The organism is Bradyrhizobium sp. USDA 4502 (genome assembly GCF_054063355.1).
On record NZ_JBSSGF010000001.1, the window covers coordinates 2597505 to 2621859 of the forward strand.

General features: G+C 65.0%; 28 protein-coding genes. 13 read left to right on the top strand and 15 right to left on the bottom strand.

Annotation, left to right across the window (positions count from 1 at the left end; genetic code table 11):
- Window positions 1-14: 14 nt before the first annotated feature.
- A complete protein-coding gene (locus tag ACVW1B_RS11735; RefSeq protein WP_253608882.1) occupies window positions 15-758 on the bottom strand; it encodes a tyrosine-protein phosphatase in 744 nt (247 codons plus the stop codon).
- Between the two features lie 85 nt (window positions 759-843).
- Here ACVW1B_RS11735 and ACVW1B_RS11740 point away from each other — a divergent pair, with 85 nt between their 5' ends.
- Window positions 844-1155 carry an MliC family protein gene (locus ACVW1B_RS11740; RefSeq protein ID WP_253608881.1) on the top strand — a complete coding sequence of 104 codons (312 nt, stop codon included), beginning with the start codon at window positions 844-846 and terminating at the stop codon, window positions 1153-1155.
- A gap of 90 nt (window positions 1156-1245) precedes the next feature.
- On the opposite strand, the gene ACVW1B_RS11745 is transcribed toward ACVW1B_RS11740, so the two are convergent.
- Window positions 1246-1458: a DUF2735 domain-containing protein gene (locus tag ACVW1B_RS11745; protein ID WP_456821619.1), complete on the bottom strand. Its 213-nt coding sequence runs from the start codon at window positions 1456-1458 to the stop codon at window positions 1246-1248.
- 539 nt (window positions 1459-1997) lie between these two features.
- Between ACVW1B_RS11745 and ACVW1B_RS11750 the strand changes: the two genes are divergently transcribed.
- From ACVW1B_RS11750 to ACVW1B_RS11770, 5 genes are all read left to right on the top strand, one after another.
- Entirely contained in the window at window positions 1998-3032 is a 1035-nt protein-coding gene (locus ACVW1B_RS11750; protein ID WP_024581543.1) for a glutamine synthetase beta-grasp domain-containing protein, read from the top strand.
- A 183-nt stretch (window positions 3033-3215) separates the two neighbouring features.
- Window positions 3216-3920 carry a hypothetical protein gene (locus ACVW1B_RS11755; protein WP_057020062.1) on the top strand — a complete coding sequence of 235 codons (705 nt, stop codon included), beginning with the start codon at window positions 3216-3218 and terminating at the stop codon, window positions 3918-3920.
- A gap of 5 nt (window positions 3921-3925) precedes the next feature.
- Complete coding sequence (locus ACVW1B_RS11760) at window positions 3926-4612, top strand: substrate-binding domain-containing protein (protein WP_225163023.1); 687 nt, start codon at window positions 3926-3928, stop codon at window positions 4610-4612.
- Window positions 4613-4644: 32 nt separating this feature from the next.
- Window positions 4645-5466, top strand: a complete 822-nt coding sequence (locus ACVW1B_RS11765) for a tetratricopeptide repeat protein (protein WP_253608880.1) — start codon at window positions 4645-4647, stop codon at window positions 5464-5466.
- Between the two features lie 63 nt (window positions 5467-5529).
- Window positions 5530-5679 carry a hypothetical protein gene (locus ACVW1B_RS11770; protein WP_092086355.1) on the top strand — a complete coding sequence of 50 codons (150 nt, stop codon included), beginning with the start codon at window positions 5530-5532 and terminating at the stop codon, window positions 5677-5679.
- Window positions 5680-5695: 16 nt separating this feature from the next.
- On the opposite strand, the gene ACVW1B_RS11775 is transcribed toward ACVW1B_RS11770, so the two are convergent.
- The 4 genes from ACVW1B_RS11775 to ACVW1B_RS11790 all read right to left on the bottom strand — a co-directional run bounded on the left by ACVW1B_RS11775 (window position 5696) and on the right by ACVW1B_RS11790 (window position 10856).
- Window positions 5696-6313, bottom strand: a complete 618-nt coding sequence (locus ACVW1B_RS11775; protein WP_253608879.1) for an Isoquinoline 1-oxidoreductase subunit — start codon at window positions 6311-6313, stop codon at window positions 5696-5698.
- Between the two features lie 10 nt (window positions 6314-6323).
- Window positions 6324-6848, bottom strand: a complete 525-nt coding sequence (locus ACVW1B_RS11780; protein WP_253608878.1) for a (2Fe-2S)-binding protein — start codon at window positions 6846-6848, stop codon at window positions 6324-6326.
- Window positions 6845-9619 carry a xanthine dehydrogenase family protein molybdopterin-binding subunit gene (locus ACVW1B_RS11785; protein WP_456823024.1) on the bottom strand — a complete coding sequence of 925 codons (2775 nt, stop codon included), beginning with the start codon at window positions 9617-9619 and terminating at the stop codon, window positions 6845-6847. Before ACVW1B_RS11785 ends, ACVW1B_RS11780 begins: the two co-directional genes overlap by 4 nt.
- Before the next feature lie 145 nt (window positions 9620-9764).
- Window positions 9765-10856: a hypothetical protein gene (locus ACVW1B_RS11790; RefSeq protein WP_253608877.1), complete on the bottom strand. Its 1092-nt coding sequence runs from the start codon at window positions 10854-10856 to the stop codon at window positions 9765-9767.
- Between the two features lie 288 nt (window positions 10857-11144).
- Between ACVW1B_RS11790 and ACVW1B_RS11795 the strand changes: the two genes are divergently transcribed.
- Entirely contained in the window at window positions 11145-11849 is a 705-nt protein-coding gene (locus tag ACVW1B_RS11795; RefSeq protein ID WP_057019933.1) for a GrlR family regulatory protein, read from the top strand.
- 10 nt (window positions 11850-11859) lie between these two features.
- On the opposite strand, the gene ACVW1B_RS11800 is transcribed toward ACVW1B_RS11795, so the two are convergent.
- Window positions 11860-12303 carry a DMT family transporter gene (locus tag ACVW1B_RS11800; RefSeq protein WP_016843015.1) on the bottom strand — a complete coding sequence of 148 codons (444 nt, stop codon included), beginning with the start codon at window positions 12301-12303 and terminating at the stop codon, window positions 11860-11862.
- A gap of 159 nt (window positions 12304-12462) precedes the next feature.
- Here ACVW1B_RS11800 and ACVW1B_RS11805 point away from each other — a divergent pair, with 159 nt between their 5' ends.
- Window positions 12463-14085: an ABC-F family ATP-binding cassette domain-containing protein gene (locus ACVW1B_RS11805; protein WP_253608876.1), complete on the top strand. Its 1623-nt coding sequence runs from the start codon at window positions 12463-12465 to the stop codon at window positions 14083-14085.
- A gap of 56 nt (window positions 14086-14141) precedes the next feature.
- Here the strand turns inward: ACVW1B_RS11805 and ACVW1B_RS11810 are convergent, their stop codons facing one another.
- The 4 genes from ACVW1B_RS11810 to ACVW1B_RS11825 form a co-directional block, all read right to left on the bottom strand.
- Complete coding sequence (locus ACVW1B_RS11810) at window positions 14142-14678, bottom strand: REP-associated tyrosine transposase (RefSeq protein ID WP_253608875.1); 537 nt, start codon at window positions 14676-14678, stop codon at window positions 14142-14144.
- A 108-nt stretch (window positions 14679-14786) separates the two neighbouring features.
- A complete protein-coding gene (locus tag ACVW1B_RS11815) occupies window positions 14787-15419 on the bottom strand; it encodes a DapH/DapD/GlmU-related protein (protein ID WP_253608874.1) in 633 nt (210 codons plus the stop codon).
- Window positions 15420-15495: 76 nt separating this feature from the next.
- Entirely contained in the window at window positions 15496-16470 is a 975-nt protein-coding gene (locus ACVW1B_RS11820; protein ID WP_253608873.1) for a glycerophosphodiester phosphodiesterase family protein, read from the bottom strand.
- Window positions 16471-16535: 65 nt separating this feature from the next.
- Window positions 16536-17447, bottom strand: coding sequence for a dienelactone hydrolase family protein (locus ACVW1B_RS11825; protein ID WP_253608872.1), 912 nt, complete (start codon window positions 17445-17447; stop codon window positions 16536-16538).
- Between the two features lie 110 nt (window positions 17448-17557).
- Here ACVW1B_RS11825 and ACVW1B_RS11830 point away from each other — a divergent pair, with 110 nt between their 5' ends.
- Entirely contained in the window at window positions 17558-18433 is an 876-nt protein-coding gene (locus ACVW1B_RS11830) for an MBL fold metallo-hydrolase (protein ID WP_253608871.1), read from the top strand.
- A 25-nt stretch (window positions 18434-18458) separates the two neighbouring features.
- On the opposite strand, the gene ACVW1B_RS11835 is transcribed toward ACVW1B_RS11830, so the two are convergent.
- The 3 genes from ACVW1B_RS11835 to ACVW1B_RS11845 are packed head-to-tail and all read right to left on the bottom strand — an operon-like array spanning window position 18459 to window position 20107.
- The gene (locus ACVW1B_RS11835) at window positions 18459-18650 is read right to left on the bottom strand and encodes a hypothetical protein (RefSeq protein WP_253608870.1); all 192 of its coding nucleotides are present in this window, start codon (window positions 18648-18650) and stop codon (window positions 18459-18461) included.
- 36 nt (window positions 18651-18686) lie between these two features.
- Window positions 18687-18989 carry a PilZ domain-containing protein gene (locus ACVW1B_RS11840; RefSeq protein ID WP_253608869.1) on the bottom strand — a complete coding sequence of 101 codons (303 nt, stop codon included), beginning with the start codon at window positions 18987-18989 and terminating at the stop codon, window positions 18687-18689.
- An 8-nt stretch (window positions 18990-18997) separates the two neighbouring features.
- Window positions 18998-20107 (bottom strand): DUF2336 domain-containing protein, encoded by a 1110-nt coding sequence (locus ACVW1B_RS11845; protein ID WP_253608868.1) that lies wholly within the window; start codon window positions 20105-20107, stop codon window positions 18998-19000.
- Window positions 20108-20554: 447 nt separating this feature from the next.
- On the opposite strand from ACVW1B_RS11845, the gene ACVW1B_RS11850 reads away from it, so the two are divergent.
- A complete protein-coding gene (locus ACVW1B_RS11850) occupies window positions 20555-21388 on the top strand; it encodes a helix-turn-helix domain-containing protein (protein ID WP_456780640.1) in 834 nt (277 codons plus the stop codon).
- A 71-nt stretch (window positions 21389-21459) separates the two neighbouring features.
- Complete coding sequence (locus ACVW1B_RS11855) at window positions 21460-21705, top strand: hypothetical protein (protein WP_076832093.1); 246 nt, start codon at window positions 21460-21462, stop codon at window positions 21703-21705.
- A 125-nt stretch (window positions 21706-21830) separates the two neighbouring features.
- Here the strand turns inward: ACVW1B_RS11855 and ACVW1B_RS11860 are convergent, their stop codons facing one another.
- Complete coding sequence (locus ACVW1B_RS11860; RefSeq protein ID WP_021079659.1) at window positions 21831-22079, bottom strand: hypothetical protein; 249 nt, start codon at window positions 22077-22079, stop codon at window positions 21831-21833.
- A 150-nt stretch (window positions 22080-22229) separates the two neighbouring features.
- Here ACVW1B_RS11860 and ACVW1B_RS11865 point away from each other — a divergent pair, with 150 nt between their 5' ends.
- Complete coding sequence (locus ACVW1B_RS11865; RefSeq protein WP_456780639.1) at window positions 22230-22907, top strand: nitroreductase; 678 nt, start codon at window positions 22230-22232, stop codon at window positions 22905-22907.
- A 232-nt stretch (window positions 22908-23139) separates the two neighbouring features.
- Window positions 23140-24300: an acyl-CoA dehydrogenase family protein gene (locus ACVW1B_RS11870; RefSeq protein WP_456821620.1), complete on the top strand. Its 1161-nt coding sequence runs from the start codon at window positions 23140-23142 to the stop codon at window positions 24298-24300.
- Window positions 24301-24355: the final 55 nt, after the last annotated feature.

The following is a 24355-nucleotide window of genomic DNA, read 5'->3' on the forward strand; positions in this document are numbered from 1 at the left end:
GTCGGGCGAACTGATCAGGCCTGCAGATAGCGGCCTTCGAGCGCCTTGCGCTCGGCTTGGCCGAGCCCGAGGCCGTCGCGGAAATAACCGTCGAGGCCGCCATAGTCGGCATCGATCGCCTCGAATGCAGCCTCCAGAAACGCCGCGCGCACGGTGCCGAGCACCTGCTTGACGTCGTCAGGCAGCTCGGTGCTGTGGGCCGGGTCGCGCTTGTAGAACTGGTTGGTCAGGAGATAGTCGTCCGCGATCACCTGATCGGACACGCCGAGCGCGTGCAGGATCAGCGCACAGGCAAAGCCGGTGCGGTCCTTGCCGGCGGTGCAGTGGATCACCAGCGGCGCCCGGTCTTCCAATAGATGGGCAAACAGCGTGCGGTAACGCGCCGTGTTGTCCTGCACATAGCCCCGGTAGGAGTCCCGCATCACGTCGATCGCATCGGCTTCCGAGAGCTGACGGTTGCTGGCGATCTCGCGCAGCGAAGCCACCACGGTCGGCTCGACGGGAAGCGAATGCACGGTGACGTCGCTCATGCCGCATAGCGCCTCGGCGCGCTCGGCGACGCCGCGAAAATCGAACGCGCTTCTGACCCCGAGCGAGCGCACCACGGCGACGTCCTGCTCGGTAAGATGCGCAAGATGGTTGGAGCGGAAGATCTGGCGCCAGCGCACCGTCCGCCCGTCGCGCGTCTGGTAGCCGCCGAGGTCGCGAAAATTGCTGGCGCCGGCGAGATTGAGATGACGGGCAGGGGCTTCGGACATCGGGCGGGCCTGTTGCAGCTGATGAGGTCTTGGCGCAGGAATAGCGGCGCAGACAGGTCTATAACCGGCCCGTTGGGGGGAGAATATGACTTATCGCGGGGGCGCCATTGTCATCGGCGCAATTCTTTTCGAGCTCTTTGGTTCCTCGAACGTGTCGGCGCAGTCCGCCTTCCGGAATTATCGCTGCGCTGACGGCACGCAATTCATTGCCGGGTTCTTCAACGGGGATACGCGCGCGCATCTGCAACTCGACGGCAAGGCGGTGACGCTGAAGAAGCGCCTGTCGCTGACTGGCACGCGCTACAAGGGCGGCGGGGTCACGCTCGAGATCAGCCGGGCCGGGCTTGCCAGGCTCCGGCATGCGAGGCGGCCGGCGACAGCCTGCGAGCCGGCATGAAAAAAGGGCCGAAACGCTCGCGTTCCGACCCTTGTTATTGTTCTGCTGCTGTCTGACGTTTTTGCGTCGCGCCCCTCGATCGCATCGGCATCAGTGATCGCGGCCCGGCTTGGCGTCGTCGATGGCCGCCTGATGGTACCAGCTCTCGCTGCAGGCCGAGGTCTCGACTTCAGCGGCGAGTTCGAGCGCGGTCCGCGTCTCGCCGTAGCGGCGTCCGCCAAGAGCCGCGCGGCCTCCTGCCGGGAATTGATAGACTGTTGCCGATCCCTGGATCGGTCCTTGGTTTTGGCCCGTGGTGATCATGTCAAAGTCTCCTTTGGCCGGAGCGAGCCTCCATGGTGCGCCCGACTCATTCGCGTGTGGTTACCGTGTTTTCGATATCGGCCCGGGCTCGGCGGGGTGCAAGTGAACAAGAAATAGTCATTGTTTGATCAATTCGTGGGCAGATTCGGGTTTGCTTCCTGTGAGGCAGGATGCAGCTGACCAACGCTTGAGCCGCGGCGGTGGTTGCAGGGCGCCCGACCGTTGGACACGAACTGTCACATGGCGCTGCCGCCGCAATAAGCGGCAGGCGATGCCGTAGCCGAATTTGCTGCAGAAACGGGCGGTGGAGAGCGTTGAGAGAAGATTTTGACTGACCGCGGCGCATGCCAGCCGCGCTGCTATGTCGCAGAAAAAAATGTGATCTCCGCTGTGGACATCCGCGGCCGGGCGGGCGCCGCAGTGCAGCAACTGGCATTTTAATTGCTTAGTAAGAGCCGGCCGATGGTGGCCGGGTACGCGTGCGGCGGCCGACTGGCTTTCGGTTCCTCACGGTTTTGCATCATCAACAGAGAGGTTCAATGACCAAGTACAAGCTCGAGTATATCTGGCTCGACGGATATACGCCGACGCCGAGCCTGCGCGGTAAGACGCAGATCAAGGAATTCGCGTCGTTCCCGACCCTCGAACAGCTTCCGCTGTGGGGCTTTGACGGTTCGTCCACCCAGCAGGCTGAAGGCCACAGCTCTGACTGCGTGCTGAAGCCGGTCGCCTGCTATCCCGACGCCGCGCGCGAGAACGGCGTGCTGGTGATGTGCGAAGTCATGATGCCCGACGGCAAGACGCCGCATGTCTCGAACAAGCGCGCCACCGTTCTGGATGACGAAGGCGCCTGGTTCGGCTTCGAGCAGGAATACTTCTTCTACAAGGACGGCCGTCCGCTCGGCTTTCCGGAAGAGGGTTATCCGGCGCCGCAGGGCCCGTACTACACCGGCGTCGGCTACAAGAACGTCGGCAGCGTCGCCCGCAAGATCGTCGAAGAGCATCTCAATCTCTGCCTCGCCGCCGGCATCAACCACGAAGGCATCAACGCCGAAGTGGCGAAGGGCCAGTGGGAATTCCAGATCTTCGGCAAGGGCTCCAAGACCGCCGCTGACCAGATGTGGATGGCCCGCTACCTGATGCTGCGCCTCACCGAGAGTTACGGCATCGATATCGAATTCCATTGCAAGCCGCTCGGCGACACCGACTGGAACGGCTCGGGCATGCACGCCAACTTCTCGACCAAGTACATGCGCGAAGTCGGCGGCAAGGAGTACTTCGAGAGCCTGATGAAGGCCTTCGACAAGAACCTGATGGATCACATCGCCGTCTACGGCCCGGACAACGACAAGCGCCTGACCGGCAAGCACGAGACCGCGCCCTGGAACAAGTTCAGCTACGGCGTGGCTGACCGTGGTGCCTCGATCCGCGTTCCGCACTCCTTCGTCAACAACGGCTACAAGGGCTATCTGGAAGACCGTCGCCCGAACTCGCAAGGCGACCCCTACCAGATCGCTTCGCAGATCCTGAAGACGATCTCCGAGGTTCCGACCGGCGCCAAGGCTGCGGCCTAAGCTGCTATCGGACCCGGATGGAGCCATCCGGTACCGCAAATCGGGTCCGCCAGGGCGACAGCCTTGGCGGACCTTCGCTATTTAGCGATACCCTTTGCAGGCGGCGTTCCGCCGAAACCGGTTTCGCTGCGTTATGAACCGCGCTAGATAACGGGTGCATCTTGGCTGCCGGGGATGCGGCGCTTGTTTGAGGGGTTTTACAAGGTCCGGTTCGAACTCGGCGGCGCCGTCGGCCGCGGCGTGATGTATGTCGGCGATGGCAAGATGCTGGGCGGCAATTCGGCGTTCGCCCATATCGGCACCTACGAGAAAGCCGGCGACGAGGTCGCAGTCGAGATCCAGACCGTCCGCCATAACCCCGATCCGAACTACCGCGCGATGGCCGGTACCGATGACGCCACGCTGATTGCCAAAGGCCGGCCGGACGGCGACCTCTACCGCTTCAAGGGCGAGCTGAAGGAGTTGCCCGGCGTGCCGTTCCAGTCGGTGATGACGCCGATCACCGAGGGGGACATCCCGCTCGCCGGCGGGGTCGGCGAGGGCGGCGTCATCAACGGGCTCTATTCGATCCACATCCGCGTGCTCGACGGGGTCGACGGCGGCCTCACCGGCGTGATGCTGCTGAACAACGGCCGCATCCTTGGCGGCGACGCCTTCTTCTACTATCTCGGCACCTACACTTCCGAGAAAGGCCGCTGGAAGGGCCAGATCCTCAATCAGGAGCACACTTCGGCGATGGGCGAGAACCCGATCTTTGGCGGCCATGAGGTCGGCATCGGCTTTGCCGGCACCTGCGACGCCGAGGGCGCCGTGCTGGAGGCGACCGCGCTTGCCGGCAAGCGCAGCCTGCGCCTCACGGCCGCGCTCAAGCTGATGCGGCGGGCATAGGCCATATGAGCAATTCGGTTCGTGTTCTTTCGACACTGGCGTTGAAGGGCGCGGTCGCGCGGCTTGCCGCCGCCTATCAGGCGGCGAGCGGCGTTGCGATCGACGCCGATTTTGCGCCGACGCTGGCGCTGCTCAAACGCCTGCGCGGCGGCGAGGGCGCCGACCTCGTGATCCTGACCCGCGAAGGCCTCGATGAGATGATCGGCGAGGGCCGCGTTGCGCGGGAGAGCGCAGTGGATCTTGCGCGTTCCCATGTCGGCGTCGCGGTGAAGGCGGGGGCGGCGCATCCCGACATCGCAACTGAAGCCGCGCTGCGTGCGGCGCTGCTCGGTGCGCGGGCGGTGGCCTATTCGCGGCTCGGCGCCAGCGGCATCCTGTTCGCGCAGCTGATCGCGCGTCTCGGCATTGTGGCGGCGATCAACGCGCGGGCGGTGATCATTCCGAGCGGCTTCACCGCGGAAAAGCTCGTCAGCGGCGACGCCGATCTCGCAATCCAGCAGATCAGTGAGTTGAAGCAGATCGAGGGCATCGAGGTCGTCGGGCCGATTCCGCTGGATTTGCAGACCCCGGCGGTGTTTTCCGCCGGCCGCATGGCAGCCTCGCAGCGCGCAGCGGCCGCCGATCATCTGCTGCGCTATCTGTCGTCGGCTGATGTCGCGCCAGTGCTGCGCGAGACCGGGCTCGAGCCTTGAATTTGCCCGCACCGCGACGCAACCTGCTGGTCATGTTCAAACCACTTCACGCGATTGTCTTTGCTGCGGCGCTTGCCGCGCCCGTGTCTGCCCACGCGCAATCGGCCGACCTCGTGCTGTGCGACCGGCTTGCCGCCGATCCCACCGATCCCGACAAGCCGGCCGACGTGAAGGGCGTGCCCGACATCGCGTCGGCCGACATCGCGACCGCGATCAAGTACTGCGCGGTGGCCGCAAGATCGTCGCGCCGCGCGATGTACCAGCTCGGCCGGGCCTATGCCGCCAACCGGCAGACGGCGGAAGCCGCAAGCGCTTGGCGCAAGGCCGCCGACAAGGGCTCGACCTCGGCGATGGTCGAGCTCGGCGTGCTCTACGGCAACGGCACCGGCGTTGCCAAAGACGAGGCGCAGGCCCGCAAATTGTTCGAGCGCGCGGCGCAGGCCGGCAACGCGCGCGGCGTCAGCAATCTCGCCGCGCTCGGCGGCGGCGGCGCGGCAGCTGATCCGGCACGCGCGCGCGAATTGCTCGCCAAATCCGCCGAGACCAATGCCGAAGCGCAGTACCAGCTCGGCATGATGCTGGCCGAAGGCCAGGGCGGCGCGCAGGACGATGTCGGCGCGCGGGCGCTGTTCGAGAAGGCCGCTGCGCAGAACCATCCGGGCGCGCTGGAGCGGATGGGCGCCTTCGCGCAGGCCGGTCGCGGCGGGCCGAAGGACAGCGATGCCGCGAAAGCTTATTACGAGCGGGCGGCGGCGCTCGGCGACGAGGATGCCAAGAAGGCGCTGGAGCGGGCCCGCTGTCCCTATGTCATCAAGGACAAGCGCGGCAATGCCGTGACCAATCTCTGCTTCTAACCGAACTGGAACGCTCTCCGCGGCATGTCGTTGACATGCGAAAGGCATTGGCGAGGCGTTGCGATGATCCGCAAACTAAGTTCCGGCGAGTACCGGCTCTATTCCCGCAAGGTCAATCCGAAGACCGGCAAGCGCCGCAATCTCGGCACCTTCAAGTCGCGCGCGGCGGCGGAGAAGCACGAGCGCGACGTGCAGTATTTCAAGCGCCACTAGTTCGGAGTTGCGCGACTTAAGGCACTGGGCAGGCCGCGCCGGTCTTCACCCAGGCCTCGACCAGCGCGCCGGCCTGCGCCTGCGTGCCCGGTGCCGGTGCGCGGCCGAAGCCGGGATGCCAGGCCCAGCCCACCAGCGTGTCCTTGCCGATATGCTCGACCAGCTCCTCGACCTTGCGGCCGCCATTGCGCGCGGGGTCGCGGATTTGCGCGCAAATCTCGCCGACGGTCTTGCCGGCCCATGCCATCTCGCGCGGCGCAAGGTGCCATTCCGGGTGTCCCGGCACCCGACCGGGGTCGAAATTGGCGTGCTGGTGACAGATCGAGCAGCGCATGGCGTCCTTGCCGTGGCCGTCCGCACCGCGCGTCACCGGCGGCTGATGCATGCGGCTGATGTCGCCCTGCCGCGGGCTGTCGCCGGCGGGATGGCAATTGGTGCAGCGCGGATGCGTCAACACCTTGCCGAGCTCGGTGAAGATCGCCGCCGAGCGCTGCTCGACATTCTCGATGCCGGCAAAGCTTTCCGGCGAGGCGAGGGCGTGGCTCGCGCTTTCCGACGCCGCGTAGCCTGCGCACAGGCTGGTCGCGAGCGCCGTCAGCACCGCAACGATCCGAAACCACGTTTCCGATGGCATTCTTGCGCGCTCACTTGCTGGCGGTCAGATAGCGTTTGGAATCGGCGAGGATCACGTCGCGCACCGCCTGGTGATACTTGATGTAGCCGGTGCAACGGCACAGATGGCCGTCGAGCGCATCCGCAATGACGCTCTCGAGCTGGTCCCGCGCCACCGGCGCCTTCGCCAGCCGTTCGAGCAGCACCTGGCCTTCGTTGAGGAAACCGGCCGTGCAATAGCCGCACTGGAACGCGAAGTGGTCGATGAAGGCGCGCTGCAACGCCGAGAGTTCGCCGTCCCTGGCGTGGCCCTCGACGGTGCGGATCGCCTTGCCGTCGAAATTGGCCGCCGGCACCACGCAGGTCGGGGTGGTGTAGCTCGTGCCGTCGGGATTATCGATGATAACGGCACAGCTCAAGCATTGCGCGGCGCCGCAGCCGAACTTGGTGCCGGTCATCCCGAGCATTTCCCGAAGGAAATCGTTCATCGAGAGGTCGTCGCGGACCTCGATCGGGCCGTGCTTCTGGCCGTTGATGGTAAGGTTGAGCGTCGTCACGCCAGCGCTCCCTTGAGCAGGCTTGTTGTCACCGGCAGTGAGCGGAAGCGGTGGCCGGTGGCATCGTTGATGGCGTTGAGCAGCGCCGGCACGATCGGGATCATCACCACCTCGGCCATGCCCTTCGGCGGCTCGTCCGGCGTCAGCGGCGGCAGCATCTCGATCTCGAGATCGTGCAGCGGCAGGTCGGAGCCGCGCGCGATCAGGTACTGGCCGAGATTCCACTGCCCGTTGCCGGGCCCGCCTTCGAACGGCGGCAGGGTTTCCAGCAACGCGTAGCCGACGCCCATCGCGAACCCGCCATGCGACTGGCCGAGCACCACTTCGGGGACCAGCGCCTGGCCGCATTCGAACACGCTGTAGGCCCTGGCGATGCGCAAGATGCCAGTCGCGCGCTCGATCTCGATGCGGACCAGCGTGCCGCACATCGAGGTGTAGGCGGTGCCGATCCGGTTGTTGTCGGTCGGCGGGAATTTCACGCTTGTTCGGTCGATCCGCTCGAACTGGCTTCGGCCGCGACGAACAGCGAGCGCGTCGATCTCGGCGCGGTACTGCTCGTCGAACAGCGGGAAGCGGGCGCGCGACCAGGCCCAGCGCGAGAAGCTGTGCGCGATGGCGCCGGTGACGAAGCCGCGCGCATGCGCGGTCGCGGCAAGCTTTGGCAAGGGTAGCGGCGCGAGATCGTCGAGCACCAGCTGGCCATCCTTCCAGTGCGCCTTGTCCCATTGGCGGGTGCGGGGATCGGCCTTGGCGATGTGCCAGAGCTCGAGCGCCGCCGGCCACAGGCCGAAGCGGAAGATGACGCGGGCCGCCTCGGCCGACGAGTGCGTGCCGACATGGGCGCCGATCGACGCGCTGGTTGCCGAGCTGATCGCCGGCACCCAGCGCGGGTTCTTCTCGGCGAGATCCTGGGTCTTCTGATCCATCGTGTAGGGATCGCCCGAGGTGACGAGCCCGAGCGCGTCGTAGCTGTCGACGCGGGAGACCGCGACCTCGTCGGCGACGGCGCCGAGATGGCTCGCGACCCGGTTGGCGAGCGCGGTGCCGACGCCGTTGCCCATCTCGACGTGGTCGCAGTGGATCGCGATCCGTCCTTCGGCATCGATCTCGACCCGGCCGAGCGAGCAATCCGCGCCCGAGCCGTAATCCTTGGTGACGCAGGCGACGCCGGTGCCGACCAGCCGCCCCTCCGGCGCCTTCTGCTTGAAGTCAGCACGCTGCCGCCAGATCGGATGCTTCTCGAGCTTGTCGAGGATGTCTGATGTGCGCACCGACACGATGTAGGGATTGCCGGTCATGGTCCGGCCGTTCTGCTTCAGCGCATTGTTGCGCCGGAATGCGATCGGATCGACCTTGAGCTCGCTCGCCGCCTCGTCGATCAGGACTTCGAGCGCGGTCATGGTCTGCAGCGTGCCGTAGCCGCGCATCGAGCCTGCGGTGACGCCGCGCGAATGCAGCGCCACGGTGGTGACGTCGACTTTCGGGATGTCGTAGATACCGATCGCAGCCGTCGCGGCAACGACCGCGACATTGGCGGAGAAGTTGGCGAGCCCGCCGCCGTCGAGCACATGGTCGGCGGCGAATGCCGTGATCTTGCCGCTCGCGTGATCGATGCCGATCCGCGAGCGCATCTTGATCGGGTGGCGTTTGATGCCGCCCTGGAATTGCTGGTAGCGGTCCTGCGCCAGCCGCACCGGACGGCCCGGAAAGAACATCGCCGCCAGCGCCACGTAAAGCACGAACGGGGTATGGTCGCGGCCGCCGAAGCCGCCGCCGACATGGGCGAACTGCGCGTTGATGTGCGAGGGCCGGAACGGCGGGCGAGCCTTGCCGAGCATGAAGGCGATCGACTCGGTCGCCTCATAGGGCGACTGCACGCCGAGCACCAGTTCGAGATTGCCGCTGTTGTCGCTGTACCAGGCGAGCCCGCTCTCCGGCTCGAGGAACATCGGATCGACCGACTGGGTCTCGAACTCGCGGTCGAGCACGAGCTGTGTCGGATCGTCCTTGGCGAGTTGGGCGCGGATCGCTTCGCCATGGGTTGCGGCCTTGGCGTAGTCGGCCTTGGTCTCCTTGGCGAGCGGCAGCCAGACCGGCAGCGCCGCGTTCTGGATGCGGCTCGGCGAAACCCAACCGGCCTGGATCGGCGAATAGACGTCGGGCGCGTCAGGCGAGGCGCCCGCCACGCGCGTGAAGCGATACGCGCCGTAGTTCGGCAGGATGACCGGCCCGGTCTCGTCGCCGAATTTGACGAAGCCGCCGTCGCGCAGCGCGAGGCGCGCGCGGTCGAAGGCGTCGAACTGCTCGAAGATCAACAGCGCGACCGGTTGTCCGAGATAGAGCGGCGTCTTGCCGACCGGGCAGAACAGGTCGCCGGTGTAGAACTCCGGGACCCGCGTGCCGATCCGGTCGAGATCGGCAGCGGTTACGATAACCGACGGCTTTGCCGGACCATCGAGACGGGCGAGGTCCATGCCGGCATAGACATGCGTCGCGTCATCGGCGCGGACCAGGATGGCGTGCGCGGTGGTCGCGGGCCAGCCCGCCATGTCGGCGGCGCGGAAGTCGGACGCGTAGAGTTTTGCGCCGGTGACCTTGGCGACGCCGTCGACACGGCCGGCGCCCTTTTCCGCCGGGTTGAAATGGCCGCGGCCGGGCAGCGTCTCGCGGGTCGCGAAAGCCGGTTCCTTCGCCAGCGCCAGATGCGACAGGCTGACCGAGATGCCGCCTGCCGACAACCACTTCACGAAATCGCGTCGCGAAGGCCGCATGGTCTGATCTTTCATCGACACCTCGACGACGGCATATCGCGCCGGGGTTTAACAATTGGTGCAATACACGCGAAAGTATTGCGGCAAAGCGAGCGCAACCGCAACGCCGCAATAGGTCGTAGCTGCCTCACTTGTAGCTTTGGGCTCACTTCAGGTCGGCGATGGTGGCCGGTCCCGGACCTGGCGTGATCAGCGTCGGCCACTGCTTGGAACCGAACGGCACCAGCGGCGGCAGGAAGGCGGTCATGCCGCGCTTCTTGGTCTCGGCGATGATCGCCTCGCGCGCGTCGCCCCCCATCAGCTCATAGTCCATCAGGTGATAGCTGCCGAAGAACAGCGCGCCGACCGAGCGGTCCGCGATGATCCGGGTCAGCGACTCCAGCATGTCCGACGGCGTCGTGGTGAAGGAGATCGTCTCGATCAGCATCAGGCGGCTGTTGATGGCGTCAGGCCCGAAGAACTGCGCCAGCACGCTGAAGATCACGTTGTTCTGCCGCGCTACATAGATCGTGTTGCTCGCGCCGTAGGTCTTGTCCCAGTCGGCGCCGAGCTGGGATTTCCAGTCGGCCATGACCGTCATCCAGTGCGCGACCTGGGTCTGCGCGGCCCAGGCGACGTTCTTGGCGAGCAGCGGCGCCTGCTTCTTGCCGAACGCCTCGAGCGTCGCGAAGGGGATCGCGCCGGCGGTGAGGCATTCATCCATGAAGGCGATGTTGTTCTTGAGGATGGCACGGTTGTTGTCGCGCCAGTCCGCCTGCATCGGCGTGGCATCGAGCCCGTCGAGCGCCGACTGCATCCGGCTGCGATAGGCCTGCATCGACCCGCGCCATGCCTTGTCGTCGGGATTGTTGACATAGGGGCCGACCACTTCGGCCAGCGCCATCGTGCTGTGGCCGACCGATTTGAGCAGCTGATAGACGATCGGCACCTGCGGCGCCTCGGTAGGCGGCTTGCCTGGCCGGTACAGGATCAGGCGGCCGCCGGCGCCGGAGAACAGGCCGAGGATCACAGGGTGTTTGTCGAGGATGTTCTTCTGGAAAATCCGCGCCGCATCGCCATAGAGCTCGAACATGCCGGTGTTGAGCGCGAGCACGTCCTTGGTCGCGACGTCGGCCGGCGTTGATGAGGTCTTACCGGAGATCGGTCCCATATAGTCGGGCAGCGACTGCGCCAGGGCTGTGCCACCGCTGCCGAGCAGCAGCGCCAGCGCGGCGGCCAGGCCAAGGCGATTGATCATGTGATGCTCCTCGAAGCCTCGCCTGTGTCGAGGCCGGGTGCGGCCGCGCGACCATTGGCGGAATGCGCAAATGCTTGGACACAATGAACTGGGAGAGTAGAGAACCGGCAGACCGGATCCCGCGTGACGCAGCACGACGCGGGCGGTGCCTACAGCTAAGCGACGAATCGGCCGCTGTCCACACCCGGACATCGCGGGTTTGCCTGCGCCAAAAGACGCAATGGTGCGGCGTTCGGCCCGGTGCTATGTGGCGAACAGAATCAATTTTATTTTTTTTGGATTTTTTGCGTGCTCAACGGACTTTACAAGGTCGAGTACGGCATCAACGGCGCATTCGGCCGCAGCATCATGTGCATGCATGACGGCAGGATGCTGGGCGGCAATTCGGCCTTTGCCCATCTCGGCACCTATCAGGTGACGGAAGGCGAGATCGCCGCCGAGGTGATCACCGAGCGCCACAATGACGATCCGAACTTCAAGCCGCTGATGGGCGCCGACGTCACCGTCATCAAGGTGCGCGGCAGGAGCGAGGGGTCCACCATCCTGCTCGAGGGCAAGGCTGACGCCATGCCGGACGGCGTGTTCTGGGCGAATTTGGCGCCGCTCGACGACGAGGCCTTGCCGCCGCGCGGGGCGGTCGGTCCCGGCGGCATCGTCAACGGACTGTACTCGATCCATCTGCGCGCGCTCGACGGTGTCGATGCCGGGCTCACCGGGGTCATGCTGCTGATGGACGGCCGCATCCTCGGCGGCGATGCGTTCTTCTACTATCTCGGTTCGTATTCGTCGGCCGATGGCCGCTGGCGAGGCGAGATCGTCAACCAGGAGCATACGCCGGCGAAGGGCGAGTACCCGGTGTTCGGCGGTTATGAAGTCGGCATCGGTTTTGCCGGTTCGTGCCGTGCGGACGGTGCCGAGCTCGAAGGCATCGCGCTGGCCGGCAAGCGCAGCCTTCGCCTGTCCGCCGAATTGCGCCTGATGCGCCGCGCCTGACGAGAGCCCGTCAATCCTTGATCAGAAGCACGCCGCCGATGATCAGCGCGATGCCGGCCAGCCGTGAAACCGACACCGGGTGCTGCGCCAGCCCGAACAAGCCGAAATGGTCCATCGCGATGCCCGCGAGCATTTGACCCGCAACCACCAGTGCCAGCAGGGTCGCGGCGCCGAGTGGCGGCAGCAGCAGGATCATCAGCAGGATAAAGATGCCGCCGAGGACGCCGCCGCTCCAGGCCCACCACGGCACCGCCGTCACCAGCTTCCAGGACGGCACCGGCTCGCGCGTCGCGACCAGCACGACCGCCATCGTCACGAGCCCGCCGAGATAGCTGACGAGCCCGGCCCAGGCCGGCGAGTTGAGGGCTGACCTGAGATTGCCGTTCAGGACCTGCTGAACGGCGACGCAGATGCCGGCGCCGAGCGCGAGCAGATAGAGAAACCAGACTTGCATAAGATGCCCCAAAACCGATCGTCGAACCGCTTCATGTCATATTCGATTGGCAACGATCGTGGCATGCACGAAACGCGGCACGAACCTGCGGAATGGGCTTCCACCCACGTCCCAGATCGAATAAGAGGCCGCAAACCCTCAGTTCCCCAGTATTAGAGCATGATCCGCCTCGATAACGTCTCCAAGCAAGTCGGCCACCAGATCCTCTTCATCGAAGCCTCCGCGGCGCTCCAGAAGGGCGAGAAGATCGGCCTCGTCGGGCCGAACGGCGCCGGCAAGACCACGCTGTTCCGGATGATCTCGGGCCGGGAAATCCCGGACGAGGGCCAGGTCTCGCTCGATCGCGGCATCTCGATCGGCTATTTCAGCCAGGATGTCGGCGAGATGTCCGGCCGCAGCGCGGTCGCCGAGGTGATGGATGGGGCAGGGCCCGTCAGCGTGGTCGCGGCCGAACTCAGGGAACTCGAGGCCGCGATGGCCGACCCCGACAAGGCCGACGAGATGGACGATATCATCGCGCGCTATGGCGAGGTGCAGCATCAGTTCGAGGAGCTCGACGGCTATGCGCTCGACGGCCGCGCGCGCGAGGCGCTGGCTGGTCTCGGCTTCAGCCAGGAGATGATGGACGGCGACGTCGGCAAACTCTCCGGCGGCTGGAAGATGCGGGTGGCGCTGGCGCGCATCCTCTTGATGCGTCCGGACGTCATGCTGCTCGACGAGCCGAGCAACCATCTCGATCTCGAAAGCCTGATCTGGCTCGAGCAGTTCCTGAAAGGCTATGAGGGCGCGTTGCTGATGACCTCGCATGACCGCGAGTTCATCAACCGGATCATCAACAAGGTGGTCGAGATCGACGCCGGCCAGCTCACCACCTATTCCGGCAATTACGAGTTCTACGAACAGCAGCGCGCGCTCTCCGACAAGCAGCAGCAGGCGCAGTTCGAGCGGCAGCAGGCAATGCTCGCCAAGGAGATCAAATTCATCGAGCGCTTCAAGGCGCGCGCCTCGCACGCCGCCCAGGTGCAGAGCCGGGTCAAGAAGCTCGACAAGATCGAACGGGTCGAGCCGCCGCGGCGGCGGCAGACCGTGGCGTTCGAATTTCAGCCGGCACCGCGCTCGGGCGAGGATGTCGTCAGCCTGAAGAACGTCCACAAGGCCTATGGCAGCAAGCGCATTTATGACGGCCTCGACTTCATGATCCGTCGCAAGGAGCGCTGGTGCGTGATGGGCATCAACGGTGCCGGCAAGTCGACGCTCCTGAAGCTGGTCGCCGGTTCAACCGAGCCCGACGACGGCGCGGTCGCGGTCGGCGGCAGCGTCAAGATGGGCTATTTCGCCCAGCATGCGATGGACCTGCTCGATGGCGAGCGCACCGTGTTCCAGTCGCTGGAGGACGCGTTTCCGCAGGCCGGCCAGGGCAGCCTTCGCGCGCTCGCCGGCTGCTTCGGCTTCTCCGGCGACGACGTCGAGAAGAAGTGCCGGGTGCTCTCGGGCGGCGAGAAGGCGCGGCTGGTGATGGCCAAGATGCTGTTCGATCCGCCGAACTTCCTGGTGCTGGACGAGCCGACCAACCATCTCGATCTCGCCACCAAGGAGATGCTGATCAATGCGCTCTCCGAGTTCGAGGGCACGATGCTGTTCGTCTCGCACGACCGGCACTTCCTCGCCGCGCTCTCCAACCGCGTGCTGGAGCTGACCCCTGACGGCATCCATCAATATGGCGGCGGCTACACTGAATATGTCGCGCGTACCGGCCAGGAAGCGCCGGGACTGCGGAGCTAGCGTTCGCGATTACCCCGCCCACTTCGTAGCCCGGATGAAGCGAAGCGAAATCCGGGTCAGTCCTTCCGCTCGCCGAAGTCGTCGTTGTCCATAGCTCCGCTACCGCCCCAATCAGCCGGCAATATCCCACCCCGGACATATCGGTGAAGAGACGTGTGTTGCCAGTCGACAGGCGAGGAAACGAGGCGGTGTTTGGTCGGATTGTAATGGACGTAGTCGACGCAACGTTCGAGATCGCGTTCATTACGGATGGTGTGTTCCCAAAACCGTCGCTGCCAAAGCGGGTACTCGCCGCGGTGGTTTACCGAGAGCGGCACGCCGGCGGCAACAACGGCGCGCGTGAAGTAACTCTTGATCTGCCGCCAGCGATCCGGGAAGTCGCTGTCGCCGGGTGGTAGTGTCATGACCGTATGCAGGTGATCTGGCAGGATCACGATGGCATCCAGCGTGAACGGCTTCTTGGCGCGCGCTGCGCGAAAGGCATCGCGCAACAGCCCGCCTTGTTCGACCAGTAGCGACGAAGTCCGATCTTCCAATGTGACTGTGAAGAAGAACGTGCCGCCGGGTATGAAGTTACGCCGATATTGTACCATGCGGCTAGCTTACCCCGGATTTCGCTTCGCTCCATCCGGGCTACGAAGTCAAACGGCTCTATCCCGTAGCCCGGATGGAGCGAAGCGAAATCCGCGTCAGTCCTATGCTCAAGTCCGCCATCGCGCGCAAAACGCCTCGACGTCGCCGGACTGGAATTCCGGCAGGCGCTCCCAGAGGGTTTCAGCCGGCCAGTTCCACCAGGCGATCTGCGACAGCTCGGCGGCGATCTTTCGGTTGAACCGCTCCTTGATCGGCCGGGCCGGCACGCCGCCGACGATGGTGTAGGGCGCGACATCGCGCGAGACCACGGCGCCGGCCGCCAGCACCGCGCCGTCTCCGACGGTGACGCCGGGCAGCACGATCACGCCGTGGCCGATCCAGACGTCGTTACCGATCACGACGCGATCCGCGCGTCGGTTCCTGAAGAAGTCATGATCGCGCTCGGCTGAGGCGGTGTAATATTCCGGACAATAGGTGAAGCGATGCTGGGAGGGGCGCTCGAGCGGATGATTGGGCGCGCCGATCCGGACCTGCGCCGCAATCGCGCAGAAGCGGCCGATCACGGCGTCGGCGACGATGCAGCCGCTGCCGAGATAGGAGTAGTCGCCAAGCTCGGTGTATTCGATCGCGGTGTCGCCGAGAACCTCACAGCAACGTCCGACCCTGACCTCGCGCAGCTTGACCGTCGGCTCGATGACGGTTTCGGCGATCTTGGGGCGGGTCAGGCTCGGTGCGTTCATAGCGTTGTCCTCGATGCGACGAGCCGCTTCAGTCGCACAATTTCTATGACGGAGAGATGACAGGAGGAGGCCGGATCTAACGCCCGGCGAGGCGGGCGATGGTCTCGATCTCGTTGGTCCAGATCCCGCCGGAATAGCTTTCGGGCAGGCGCCTGAACAGGTCGGCATCGTCAACCCCGGTCGAGAATTCGCCGCCCTGATAAGGCCCGAGCACGAAGACCGCGCTGTTGGCTGCGGCCATGCGGTTGAGGAAGCGGTCCGGCCATCCCCATAGCCATGGCGCGTAGTTGATCGGCACCAGCACGATGGCGTTGCGGCAGGCATCAGGCACGATGCCGGTCCAGCCATAGCCGATATAGCGGATGAGGCAGCTCTTGAGCGCCGCGCGGGAAATGGTGCGGGTTTCCAGCGCAAGCCGCCGGATCGTCTCGATCGGCTCGTCGCCGCCATAAACCAAGATCAGCTTGCGCCGCTCGGCGGCGAGCCGGTTCAAGACCGTTGCGAGCTTCTCGCCCTCGGCGGGATCGCGGCTCTTGACGTTGATCAAGAGCCGGCGATCCGGAAAGGTCTTAAGCACCTCGTCCAGCGACGGCATCAGGCCGATGCCCTTGCCGCGGAACGGGAAGGTCTTGCCGCCATCGGCCGTGTAGCCATAGCCGATATCGAGCATCTTCAGCCGCGCCATCGGCTGTTCGCGGGTGACGCCCTGGCCATCGGTGCGGCAATCGACGGTCCAGTCGTGAAACACCGCGAACTCGCCGTCGGTCGTCGGATGGACGTCGAGCTCGACGATATCGGCGCCGCGCTCGAAGCTCGCTTGCATCGAGCGGACCGTGTTCTCGAGATAGTCATGGCTCGGCGGCAGCATGCGCGCCGCGGTGCAGGTGTCGTTCCTGAGGTCGCGCTCGTCGAAACGCTGCGCCATGCCGCGATGGGCGAGCAGCACCGGCTTGCCGCCGGCATGCGTTGCGAGAAGGCTGGTGTTGTTGAGGTAGATTGCGGCGGCGACGGCGACGATCGTCGCTGCCGCGTATTTCAGTTTCCTGCCCAAGCGACTCGGTTCCTTGCTGGATCGCCGGCCCGGGTAGGGGTGCTTTCTGGTCGATTTGCGGCGGCCTAATCCTTCAAGCCGTCCACTGCGGCAATCGCCCGCACCATCGCGTCCTGGAGCGCCGCGCTGTTGGCGAGATTCGACTGGCGGCGACGGCCGGGATCGTCGAAATCGTGGGTGGCACCCGGATAAACCACGACGTCGATCTTGCTGCCGGCGGCAATGGAGCGGCTGGCGACGTCCCGGCAGCGGTCGGGCGATACTTCCTCGTCGTCCGTGCCGAGCAACATCGTGATCGGTGCTGCCGACCTGAGCGTCTGCGCCAGCAGCGCGGCCGGCCCGCAGCCCGGATAGAACACGAGCGCGGCACGATAGCCCGACGTCGCCGCGCCTTGCCGCTGCATCACGTTCAGCGCGGTGCTGCCGCCGTTCGACCATCCCTGCAGGAAGATGCGGTTGCCGCTGATCTCCTGCTGGCTGCGCAGCCAGCTCAGCGCGCCCTCGGCGTCGAGCGGCCGCACGGTCCTTTCATTGACGTCGCTGCGATCAGGATCGTCATGCGTGAAGCGGCCGAAGCCGTGCGCCTTGCCGCGCGGACCAAAACTGTCCGGCAGCAGCGCGAAATAGCCGTGGTCGGCCCAATACTGTCCCCACATCGCGTGGCGCTTGGACAGGCTGCCGGCATTGCAGGCCGCCGACGGATTGGTCCGCGACACCAGCGTGCAGTCCTTGTTGACGTTGGTCGAATAGGGGCCGCCGCGGCCGTGCAGCAGCACGATCGCGGGGTGCGGACCCGGCTTTTGCGGCCTGAACAGGTAGCCGACGATCTCGGTCTTGCCGTCGGCGCTCGGAAAGAAAACGGTGTCGGGCGCGGCTGCCGCCGCTGTCGGCAATGTCGTAAGCATCAGGAGGACGATCGGAATCGCGCGATGGGTCATTCCCGCAGCATGAACAGGATTTCGGATGAATTGCGGCATGGTTGTTTCCTTCCAGCAATGCAAAGCCGCATGGCGTGCTGCACGGCGCTCGGCTTGTGAGGCGAGGTGCCGCCCGCTACGCTTTACAAAAAACCGGGAGCGAAACAACCATGAAGCAGATCAGGATCGGCGACATCACGATCGACGCGGTGATCGAGCGCGAAGGACCGTGGCGGCGGCCGCAGGATTTCTTCCCGACCTACAACGACGATGTGTTCAAGTATCATCTGAAGACGATGGAGCCGGAGGTCTTCGACGCCGCGCGCGGCATGATGATGATCACCTATCAGACCTTCGTGGTGCGGACGCCGCGTTACACCATCCTGGTCGATACCTGCACCGGCGAGGACAAGGGCCACCCGCCGCCGTTCGACTTCCCGGGCAAGGAGCGCTGGCGCAACGAGCTGTTTGCGCTCGGCATCTCCTATGAGCAGATCGATTATGTGTTCTGCACCCATCTGCACATCGACCACACCGGCTGGAATACGACGCTGCGCGACGGGCGCTGGGTGCCGACCTTCCCGAACGCGAAATACGTCTTCCACAAGGGCGAGTATGCGGCCTGGGAGGCCGAGAACGCCAAGGGCGCCAATCCGCCCGGTACGGTGTTCCGCGACAATTGCCTGCCGATCGTCGAGGCCGGGCAGGCGCTCCTGGTCGACGACGACTACGCGCTCGACGACACCGTGACGCTGACGCCGACCCCGGGCCATTCGCCCTGCCATTGCTGCATCAACATCTTCTCGAAGGGGCAGCGCGCGGTGGTCGCCGGAGACCTGATGCACCATGCAATCCAGTGCCGCGAACCGGAATGGTCGGCCAAGCCCGATTGGGACCCGAAGCAGTCGGCGATATCGCGGCGGAAATTCTTTGCCTCCGTTGCCGAGACCGACACGCTGATCCTGCCGATCCATTTTCCGGCCCCGACGGTCGGCCTGATCAAGGCGGATGGCGATCGCTTCGACTATCGCTTCAAGCGGGAGTAGGCGCGCGACAGTCGGTAGCTCAAGGTCACCGCGCTGCGCGGGTCCGGCGCGGGACCTGGGTCAGAAACCGTTCCAGATCGGCGCACAGGCGATGCGCCATTTCCTCGTCGATCGCAAACGTCGCGACGGTGCCGGCGCAGTCGATCTCGATGGTCCCGCGCAACGGTGCGGCGGAGGTGGTCGATACCCTGATGTTGGTCGCTCTCTGTACGGTCATGTCGTCAACTTCCCTTCGGGCCGGTTGCGGCAATCCTCACCTTGGAATGACGGGGCGTCCCTTTCGCCGTCTCTCTTCGATGAACCTCACGCCGATCTCGGCACCGTCGACGCGAACCAGCTCGCAGCGGCGGAAGGCCAGTCCACGCGAGGACAGCACCAGGAAGAACTCCTGGGCCTTCAGCACATCGAGCGATCCGTCGACCTCGAGCCGGGCCCCGCTCTGCGAGACGTCGAGCAGGATGCAACTCCGCCGCCACGTGCCGTCGACACCCATGAGATTGACGGGATAGCGCGTCTCGAGCTTGACGCGCTCCGCCCTGCGGTCACCATACGTCATTGCATCACTCACACTGCCTGGGAGCGCTTCGCGGTCAGCTCGCTAAGCGAACCAAACCGGATCGTGCGCTGCGCGTTGGATAGCGCCAGTCCTTCAAACATGTCCCGTGCGCGCTGCAGCTCCTCGGGTGCAACCGTCAGCCCGGCCTTCCGGTAGCTGACGATGGCAGCCGTCGTGTTCCAGTTCAGTCGCGATGCGCGGCAGGCGATCACGAGCCCGCTGATGTCGGCGGCTTCCATCAGCGGTGCGATCGTCTCGATCGGAACGGTTGCGAGCTGCGCCAGCGCCGCAACGACGTTGCGGACCTCTCGCCTGATCGCGAAACGGTTGACGCTGGAATCGTTCAACCGCCCGGTTCTGTTCAAGGCCAGCACGGTGGCCCGCGCCTCCGCATAGTCGATTGTGGCTGGTGGGGTTGCGGAGGCGCGGGCTGCGCTGGCATCGATCGCAGCGCGGATCGCGTCCTGAATGTCGAGGCGTGCGCGTTTGAGCAGCCGGGCCTGTTGGCGCGGCGTTGATCGCATCACGAGGTCGACAAGAACGCGATGGGGCAGGTCGCTGCGCGATATCAGCGCGTCGGCGATGTCGTCGTCGCGCTCGGCGGCATCGACCATCATGGCGAGGCCTGCGCTGGTCAGATCAGCGCCGGGATTGCGCGCGAGGACTCGAAGCACGCTGCTGTCGCCTCGCATCAGGAGAATGTCCGTGAGCTCCGCATTGACGGCCTTGCGTCCTGCGATCGCGCAGAGGTGTCCCTCGGCCCGCATCCAGGCGATGTCGATCAGGTCGGCATCGGGGAGGCATTCGCATTTGCGCAGGATCGGAGCGGCGACATCGGCGTCGTCATGGTTGGCCAGACGGCGCGCGAGTTCCCGCGGCACCAGGCGCAAATCGGCAAACGAGCGGCTGAGCGTGGTCAGGGTCCGTAGTTCGACGCTCTCGGTCAGGCGGACCAGGATGCCGTCGAACATCTCGACGTGGTGCGCGCTGAGGCGGTGAGCGTCTTCGAGAAACAACCCGGCCACCTCCTGCAGCATGCGCGTGCGGAGGTCGGGCGAGCCAGCTTTCAAGACATGGTCGAGTTTGGCAATAAGATCGGGCGAGGCAATAACTGTCATTGCGGTCTCTAAAATGGTCCGCGACGAGGAACATCATCGTTCCCGATGCCAATTTGCTCCTCGAATCTTTAATAGGGGTATAGAAATTGATGGGGAGGGCCGATTGCGGCGGTGGATATCCCGCTAAAGACTATCGAAATTCGGCAGCCGCGTTACATTGGCGGATTGTCCGGTTCGACGAACGGACCGCATTTTTCCTGATTGAACCTATTGGACGATTCGCATTTTGTGCATGGAATTTATTGATGCGGCCGGCGCGCAAGGCGCCGCGTCGCGCGCAATTTTTCAAGAGCATTTCACGGGAGCGGTCATTTGACGGCGCCATTACCGGTGCCGAGAGTCTTTCGTTTTGACGATGTTGATGCATTCCGGAGTTCGATCCGAAATCTGGATGTTGATTTCACGCCACTTGCGCGGAAGATTTCGGCCGAGCAGGTCATCCTGAGTTTGCCGGGATGCGAGCTCAACTACACGCAGTCCTTTCCGCGGATCGTCGACGCACAGCTTGCGCCGCACACCACTGCGGTCGGCTTCACGATGGATGACGGGGTCCCGATCCGCTTCAACGGCGTCGAGCGCGATCGCGCGGTCATTGTGCTCGGTGGCGGCGGCGCGTTCTACACCTCGGTGGAGGAGACGCCCCGCCAATATGCCTCGGTGATGTTCACGCCGGAGATTGTCGACCGCGGCTGGCCGCGGGCGGGTCTTCATTTCAGCATCCACGAAATTTCTCAACGCGCGCAGGATCGGCTGCGTGAAGTGGTAAGGCACATCCTGCTCGTGACCTCGCAGCCGACCGAGGATGCCCAGTTCGCTAGCGGCGAGTCGATCAAGGAGACGCTGCTTGCCGCGATCGACAACGCCTTCGCCGAGATCGTGCCGGCCAAGTGGACGACGCGGGCCAACACGACGCGCCAGTTCAAGGTCTTCAACGACGCGCGCGCAATTCTGGCAGGCGACGTGGCGCACCCGATCTACAGCGGCGAACTTGCCAGGCAGATCGGCGTGTCGGTGCGCACGCTGCATGACGCCATCCAGCGCTACCGGGGCGTCAGCCTGCATCGCTATTTGCGGTTGCGCCGGCTCTGGCTGGTGCGCCAGCAACTGCTGGCCGGTGCGCCGAGCGTCAAGACGTGCGCGCTGGCCTACGGATTTTGGCACTTGAGCGATTTTTCGCGCAGCTATCGGTCGCAGTTCGGGGAAGCGCCGTCGGAGACGCTGGCCGCCTCGCGCCGTCCGGGCGCCACCCGCGCCGATCCGTCCCGCGGACACGGTTCGTAACCATCGATCTGAACGGAATCTTAACGGCCGCCGACGAGCCTGTGGGTACGATTTCACCAGAGGCGACGGCAATGCATCCCCGGAGATTTGCGCGTGTTCGTCCGAGCGGATGCGTATCCAGCGTGGTCAAGCTCCAGCTTGAACCGAAGGCGCCGCTGATCGAATGCCGGCTGGTGGACTATTCCGCCGGCGGAGCGTGCCTGGAATTTGCCAAGCCGACCCAGTTGCCGGAACGTTTCGAAATGTTTCACGGCAACACCCGGAAGCGTTGCCGGCGGGTCTGGAGCAGGGGCGTGCGGGTCGGCGTCTCGTTCTGAGGGCGCCTCAGAATACGCGTCCCGTCCAGCGGCCCTCTACCGCCAAAAGCCGATCGGGCCGCGGCCCGGCGCGACCCGATGGTCTGTTCCCGATTGTTGGGGCGTGTAGACGCCCGTCGAGGGGCTCAGGCGCCGCTCTGGCACTTCTTCATGAACGAGGTCTTGGCCGCGCCGGCGAGCTTCTTGCCGTCGGAGCCGACCGCCTTGGTCTCGCAGGCGTCCGTCGTACACTTCTTCATGAACGAGGTCTTGGCCGCGCCGGCCAGCGGCTTGCCGTCCTTGCCGACGGCTTTCGTCTCGCAGGAGGCGTCCTGTGCAAATGCCGAACCGGCGGCAAAGGTCGCGATCACGGCCGCCAAGAAAATCCGCTTCATCTGGGTTCTCCCTAAACCAAACCAGCGGCCGGATTGGATACGGGATTCCTGGCCCGATCAAGTTCCCATGGCCGATTTTGTCGATAAAATACCCCGATCAGATCAAGGAAATTCCGCGTGCAGCGCGGAACAAAATCGGGGAAGCGCGGAATGGAATTCGAGACGCTGGTACAGTCACGCAAAAGCGTGCGCGGGTTCAAGCAGCAGCCGGTGTCGCGGGCGACGGTCGAGGAGATCATCGAGGTGGCCAAGCGCGCGCCGTCCTCGATGAACACCCAGCCCTGGCACGTCCACGTCCTGACCGGGGCGCCGCTGGAGGAAGTGCGCCGCCGCAACATGGAAGAGATGGTCGCCGGTGCCAAGGTGAAGCGCGACATCGTCAGCCATGGCGAATACCAGGGCGTGCACCGCGGCCGCCAGGTCGACATCGCTAAGAAGCTGTTCGGGGCGATGGGGATCGCCCGCGACGACAAGCCGATGCGGCAGGATTGGGTGCTGCGCGGCTTCCGCCAGTTCGACGCCCCGGTGTCGCTGGTCCTGACCTACGACCGGATCCTCGATCCGGGCGCGGTCTGCCATTTCGATCTCGGCGCGCTCTGCTACGGCATCGTGCTGGCAGCCTGGGATCGCGGCCTTGGCAGCGTGATCAACGGCCAGGGCATCATGCGCTCCGACATCGTGCGCGAGGTCGCCGACATCCCGGAAGACGAGGTGATCATGACCTGCGTCGCAATGGGCTATCCCGACGACGGCTTTGCCGCCAATGCGGTACGCTCCGACCGCGAGGCCAACAACGATTTTGTCCGCTACGTCGGCTTTGCCGATTAGCGCCGCGTCGTTCGCTTGCTCAGGGGAACAACCTCGTGCGGCACGCTCGGTTGCGCGATGCACGGGCGTGTCCGGCGCATTTGCGTACGCGCCGACCACGCCGCGGGATATTGAATTCCGCGCCGTGAAACCATCGCGCGAGCGTGAGCACGGCTGCGCGTTTCCGCTATTCTCGCCGGTAAAAAATGCGCTACTGGTTTTTTGAAGCACCAGCGCGGGCGAGGAATCCCAGATGAGCGACGATGAACAGACAGCCATGATCCGCGAGACCGTCGCGAGATTCGTCGATCGCGAACTGATCCCGCTCGAGCCGCACTATCTGAAATCGAAGCTGCCCGGCAGCGATCACCCCGAGCTCACGTCGGAACAGCGCAAGCGGCTGCGCGACGTCTCGAAGGAGCTCGGCCTCTGGGGCCTCGATGCGCCCGAGGATCTCGGTGGCCACGACCTGCCGACGCGCACGATGGCTGCGGTGCACGAAGAACTCGGCCGCAGTTGCGTGCCGTTCGTGCTGCCGCCGGACTCGCCGAACCTGCGCATGCTGCAGGCGGTCGGTACCGACGCGCAGAAGAAGAAATATCTGCAGCCCTATATCGAAGGCCGGATGGCCTCGGCGATCGCGATCTCCGAGCCCGGCGCCGGCGGCGATCCCGCGGGCATGAAGACGCGCGCGGTGCTCGAAGGCGAACAGTGGGTGCTCAACGGCCGCAAGATCTGGATCAGCAATGCACGCGCCGCCGACTTCATCATCGTGATGGCGCGGGTCGGCAACGATCAGCGCCAGGGCGGCATCACCTCCTTCATCGTCGAGAAGGGCACGGCGGGCTTCATCATCGAGCGCGAGATTCCGATGGTCGGCGGCTCGACCTACGAGATCGTGTTCGAGGATTGCCGCATCCCGAAGGACTCCGTGCTGGGCGAGGTCGGCAAGGGCTATGCGCCGATGCAGCTGCGGCTGCGCACGCGGCGGCTCGAGATGGGATCGACCTGCGTCGGCATCACCAAGCGTGCGCTCGACATGATGTGCGAGCACGCCAGGCAGCGCGAGACCTTCGGCGTCAAGCTCGCCGAGCGCCAGGCGATCCAGTGGTGGATTGCCGATATCTCCACGCGCATGCATGCGTGCCGGCTGATGGTGCGCGAGGCTGCCGACAAGACCGACCGCGGCGAGGACATCCGCCACGAGGCCTCGATGATCAAGGTGTTCGCGACCGAGATGGCCTATGACGCCTGCGACCAAGCCATGCAGACGCTCGGCGCGCTCGGCGTCACGCTGGAATTGCCGCTGAACGCGCTGTGGCAGAAGGCCCGCCTGATGCGGGTCTACGAAGGCCCGAGCGAGGTCCATCGCCAGGCGATCGCCCGCCGCGTGCTCGGCTTGCGCGGCGGCTAGCAGGGCGCGCGGCCCTCAAGCAAACCCGTCATTGCGAGCGCAAGCGAAGCAATCC

Coding starts and splice junctions, on each gene's coding strand:
- ACVW1B_RS11745 (WP_456821619.1), bottom strand. CDS start 1,458: ATGATCACCACGGGCCAAAACCAAGGACCGATCCAGGGATCGGCAACA.
- ACVW1B_RS11810 (WP_253608875.1), bottom strand. CDS start 14,678: ATGGTACAATATCGGCGTAACTTCATACCCGGCGGCACGTTCTTCTTC.
- ACVW1B_RS11790 (WP_253608877.1), bottom strand. CDS start 10,856: ATGATCAATCGCCTTGGCCTGGCCGCCGCGCTGGCGCTGCTGCTCGGC.
- ACVW1B_RS11800 (WP_016843015.1), bottom strand. CDS start 12,303: ATGCAAGTCTGGTTTCTCTATCTGCTCGCGCTCGGCGCCGGCATCTGC.
- ACVW1B_RS11830 (WP_253608871.1), top strand. CDS start 17,558: ATGAAGCAGATCAGGATCGGCGACATCACGATCGACGCGGTGATCGAG.
- ACVW1B_RS11785 (WP_456823024.1), bottom strand. CDS start 9,619: ATGCGGCCTTCGCGACGCGATTTCGTGAAGTGGTTGTCGGCAGGCGGC.
- ACVW1B_RS11840 (WP_253608869.1), bottom strand. CDS start 18,989: ATGACGTATGGTGACCGCAGGGCGGAGCGCGTCAAGCTCGAGACGCGC.
- ACVW1B_RS11805 (WP_253608876.1), top strand. CDS start 12,463: ATGATCCGCCTCGATAACGTCTCCAAGCAAGTCGGCCACCAGATCCTC.
- ACVW1B_RS11815 (WP_253608874.1), bottom strand. CDS start 15,419: ATGAACGCACCGAGCCTGACCCGCCCCAAGATCGCCGAAACCGTCATC.
- ACVW1B_RS11860 (WP_021079659.1), bottom strand. CDS start 22,079: ATGAAGCGGATTTTCTTGGCGGCCGTGATCGCGACCTTTGCCGCCGGT.
- ACVW1B_RS11855 (WP_076832093.1), top strand. CDS start 21,460: ATGCATCCCCGGAGATTTGCGCGTGTTCGTCCGAGCGGATGCGTATCC.
- ACVW1B_RS11825 (WP_253608872.1), bottom strand. CDS start 17,447: ATGCCGCAATTCATCCGAAATCCTGTTCATGCTGCGGGAATGACCCAT.
- ACVW1B_RS11775 (WP_253608879.1), bottom strand. CDS start 6,313: ATGCCATCGGAAACGTGGTTTCGGATCGTTGCGGTGCTGACGGCGCTC.
- ACVW1B_RS11750 (WP_024581543.1), top strand. CDS start 1,998: ATGACCAAGTACAAGCTCGAGTATATCTGGCTCGACGGATATACGCCG.
- ACVW1B_RS11735 (WP_253608882.1), bottom strand. CDS start 758: ATGTCCGAAGCCCCTGCCCGTCATCTCAATCTCGCCGGCGCCAGCAAT.
- ACVW1B_RS11740 (WP_253608881.1), top strand. CDS start 844: ATGACTTATCGCGGGGGCGCCATTGTCATCGGCGCAATTCTTTTCGAG.
- ACVW1B_RS11765 (WP_253608880.1), top strand. CDS start 4,645: ATGTTCAAACCACTTCACGCGATTGTCTTTGCTGCGGCGCTTGCCGCG.
- ACVW1B_RS11770 (WP_092086355.1), top strand. CDS start 5,530: ATGATCCGCAAACTAAGTTCCGGCGAGTACCGGCTCTATTCCCGCAAG.
- ACVW1B_RS11760 (WP_225163023.1), top strand. CDS start 3,926: ATGAGCAATTCGGTTCGTGTTCTTTCGACACTGGCGTTGAAGGGCGCG.
- ACVW1B_RS11835 (WP_253608870.1), bottom strand. CDS start 18,650: ATGACCGTACAGAGAGCGACCAACATCAGGGTATCGACCACCTCCGCC.
- ACVW1B_RS11845 (WP_253608868.1), bottom strand. CDS start 20,107: ATGACAGTTATTGCCTCGCCCGATCTTATTGCCAAACTCGACCATGTC.
- ACVW1B_RS11870 (WP_456821620.1), top strand. CDS start 23,140: ATGAGCGACGATGAACAGACAGCCATGATCCGCGAGACCGTCGCGAGA.
- ACVW1B_RS11865 (WP_456780639.1), top strand. CDS start 22,230: ATGGAATTCGAGACGCTGGTACAGTCACGCAAAAGCGTGCGCGGGTTC.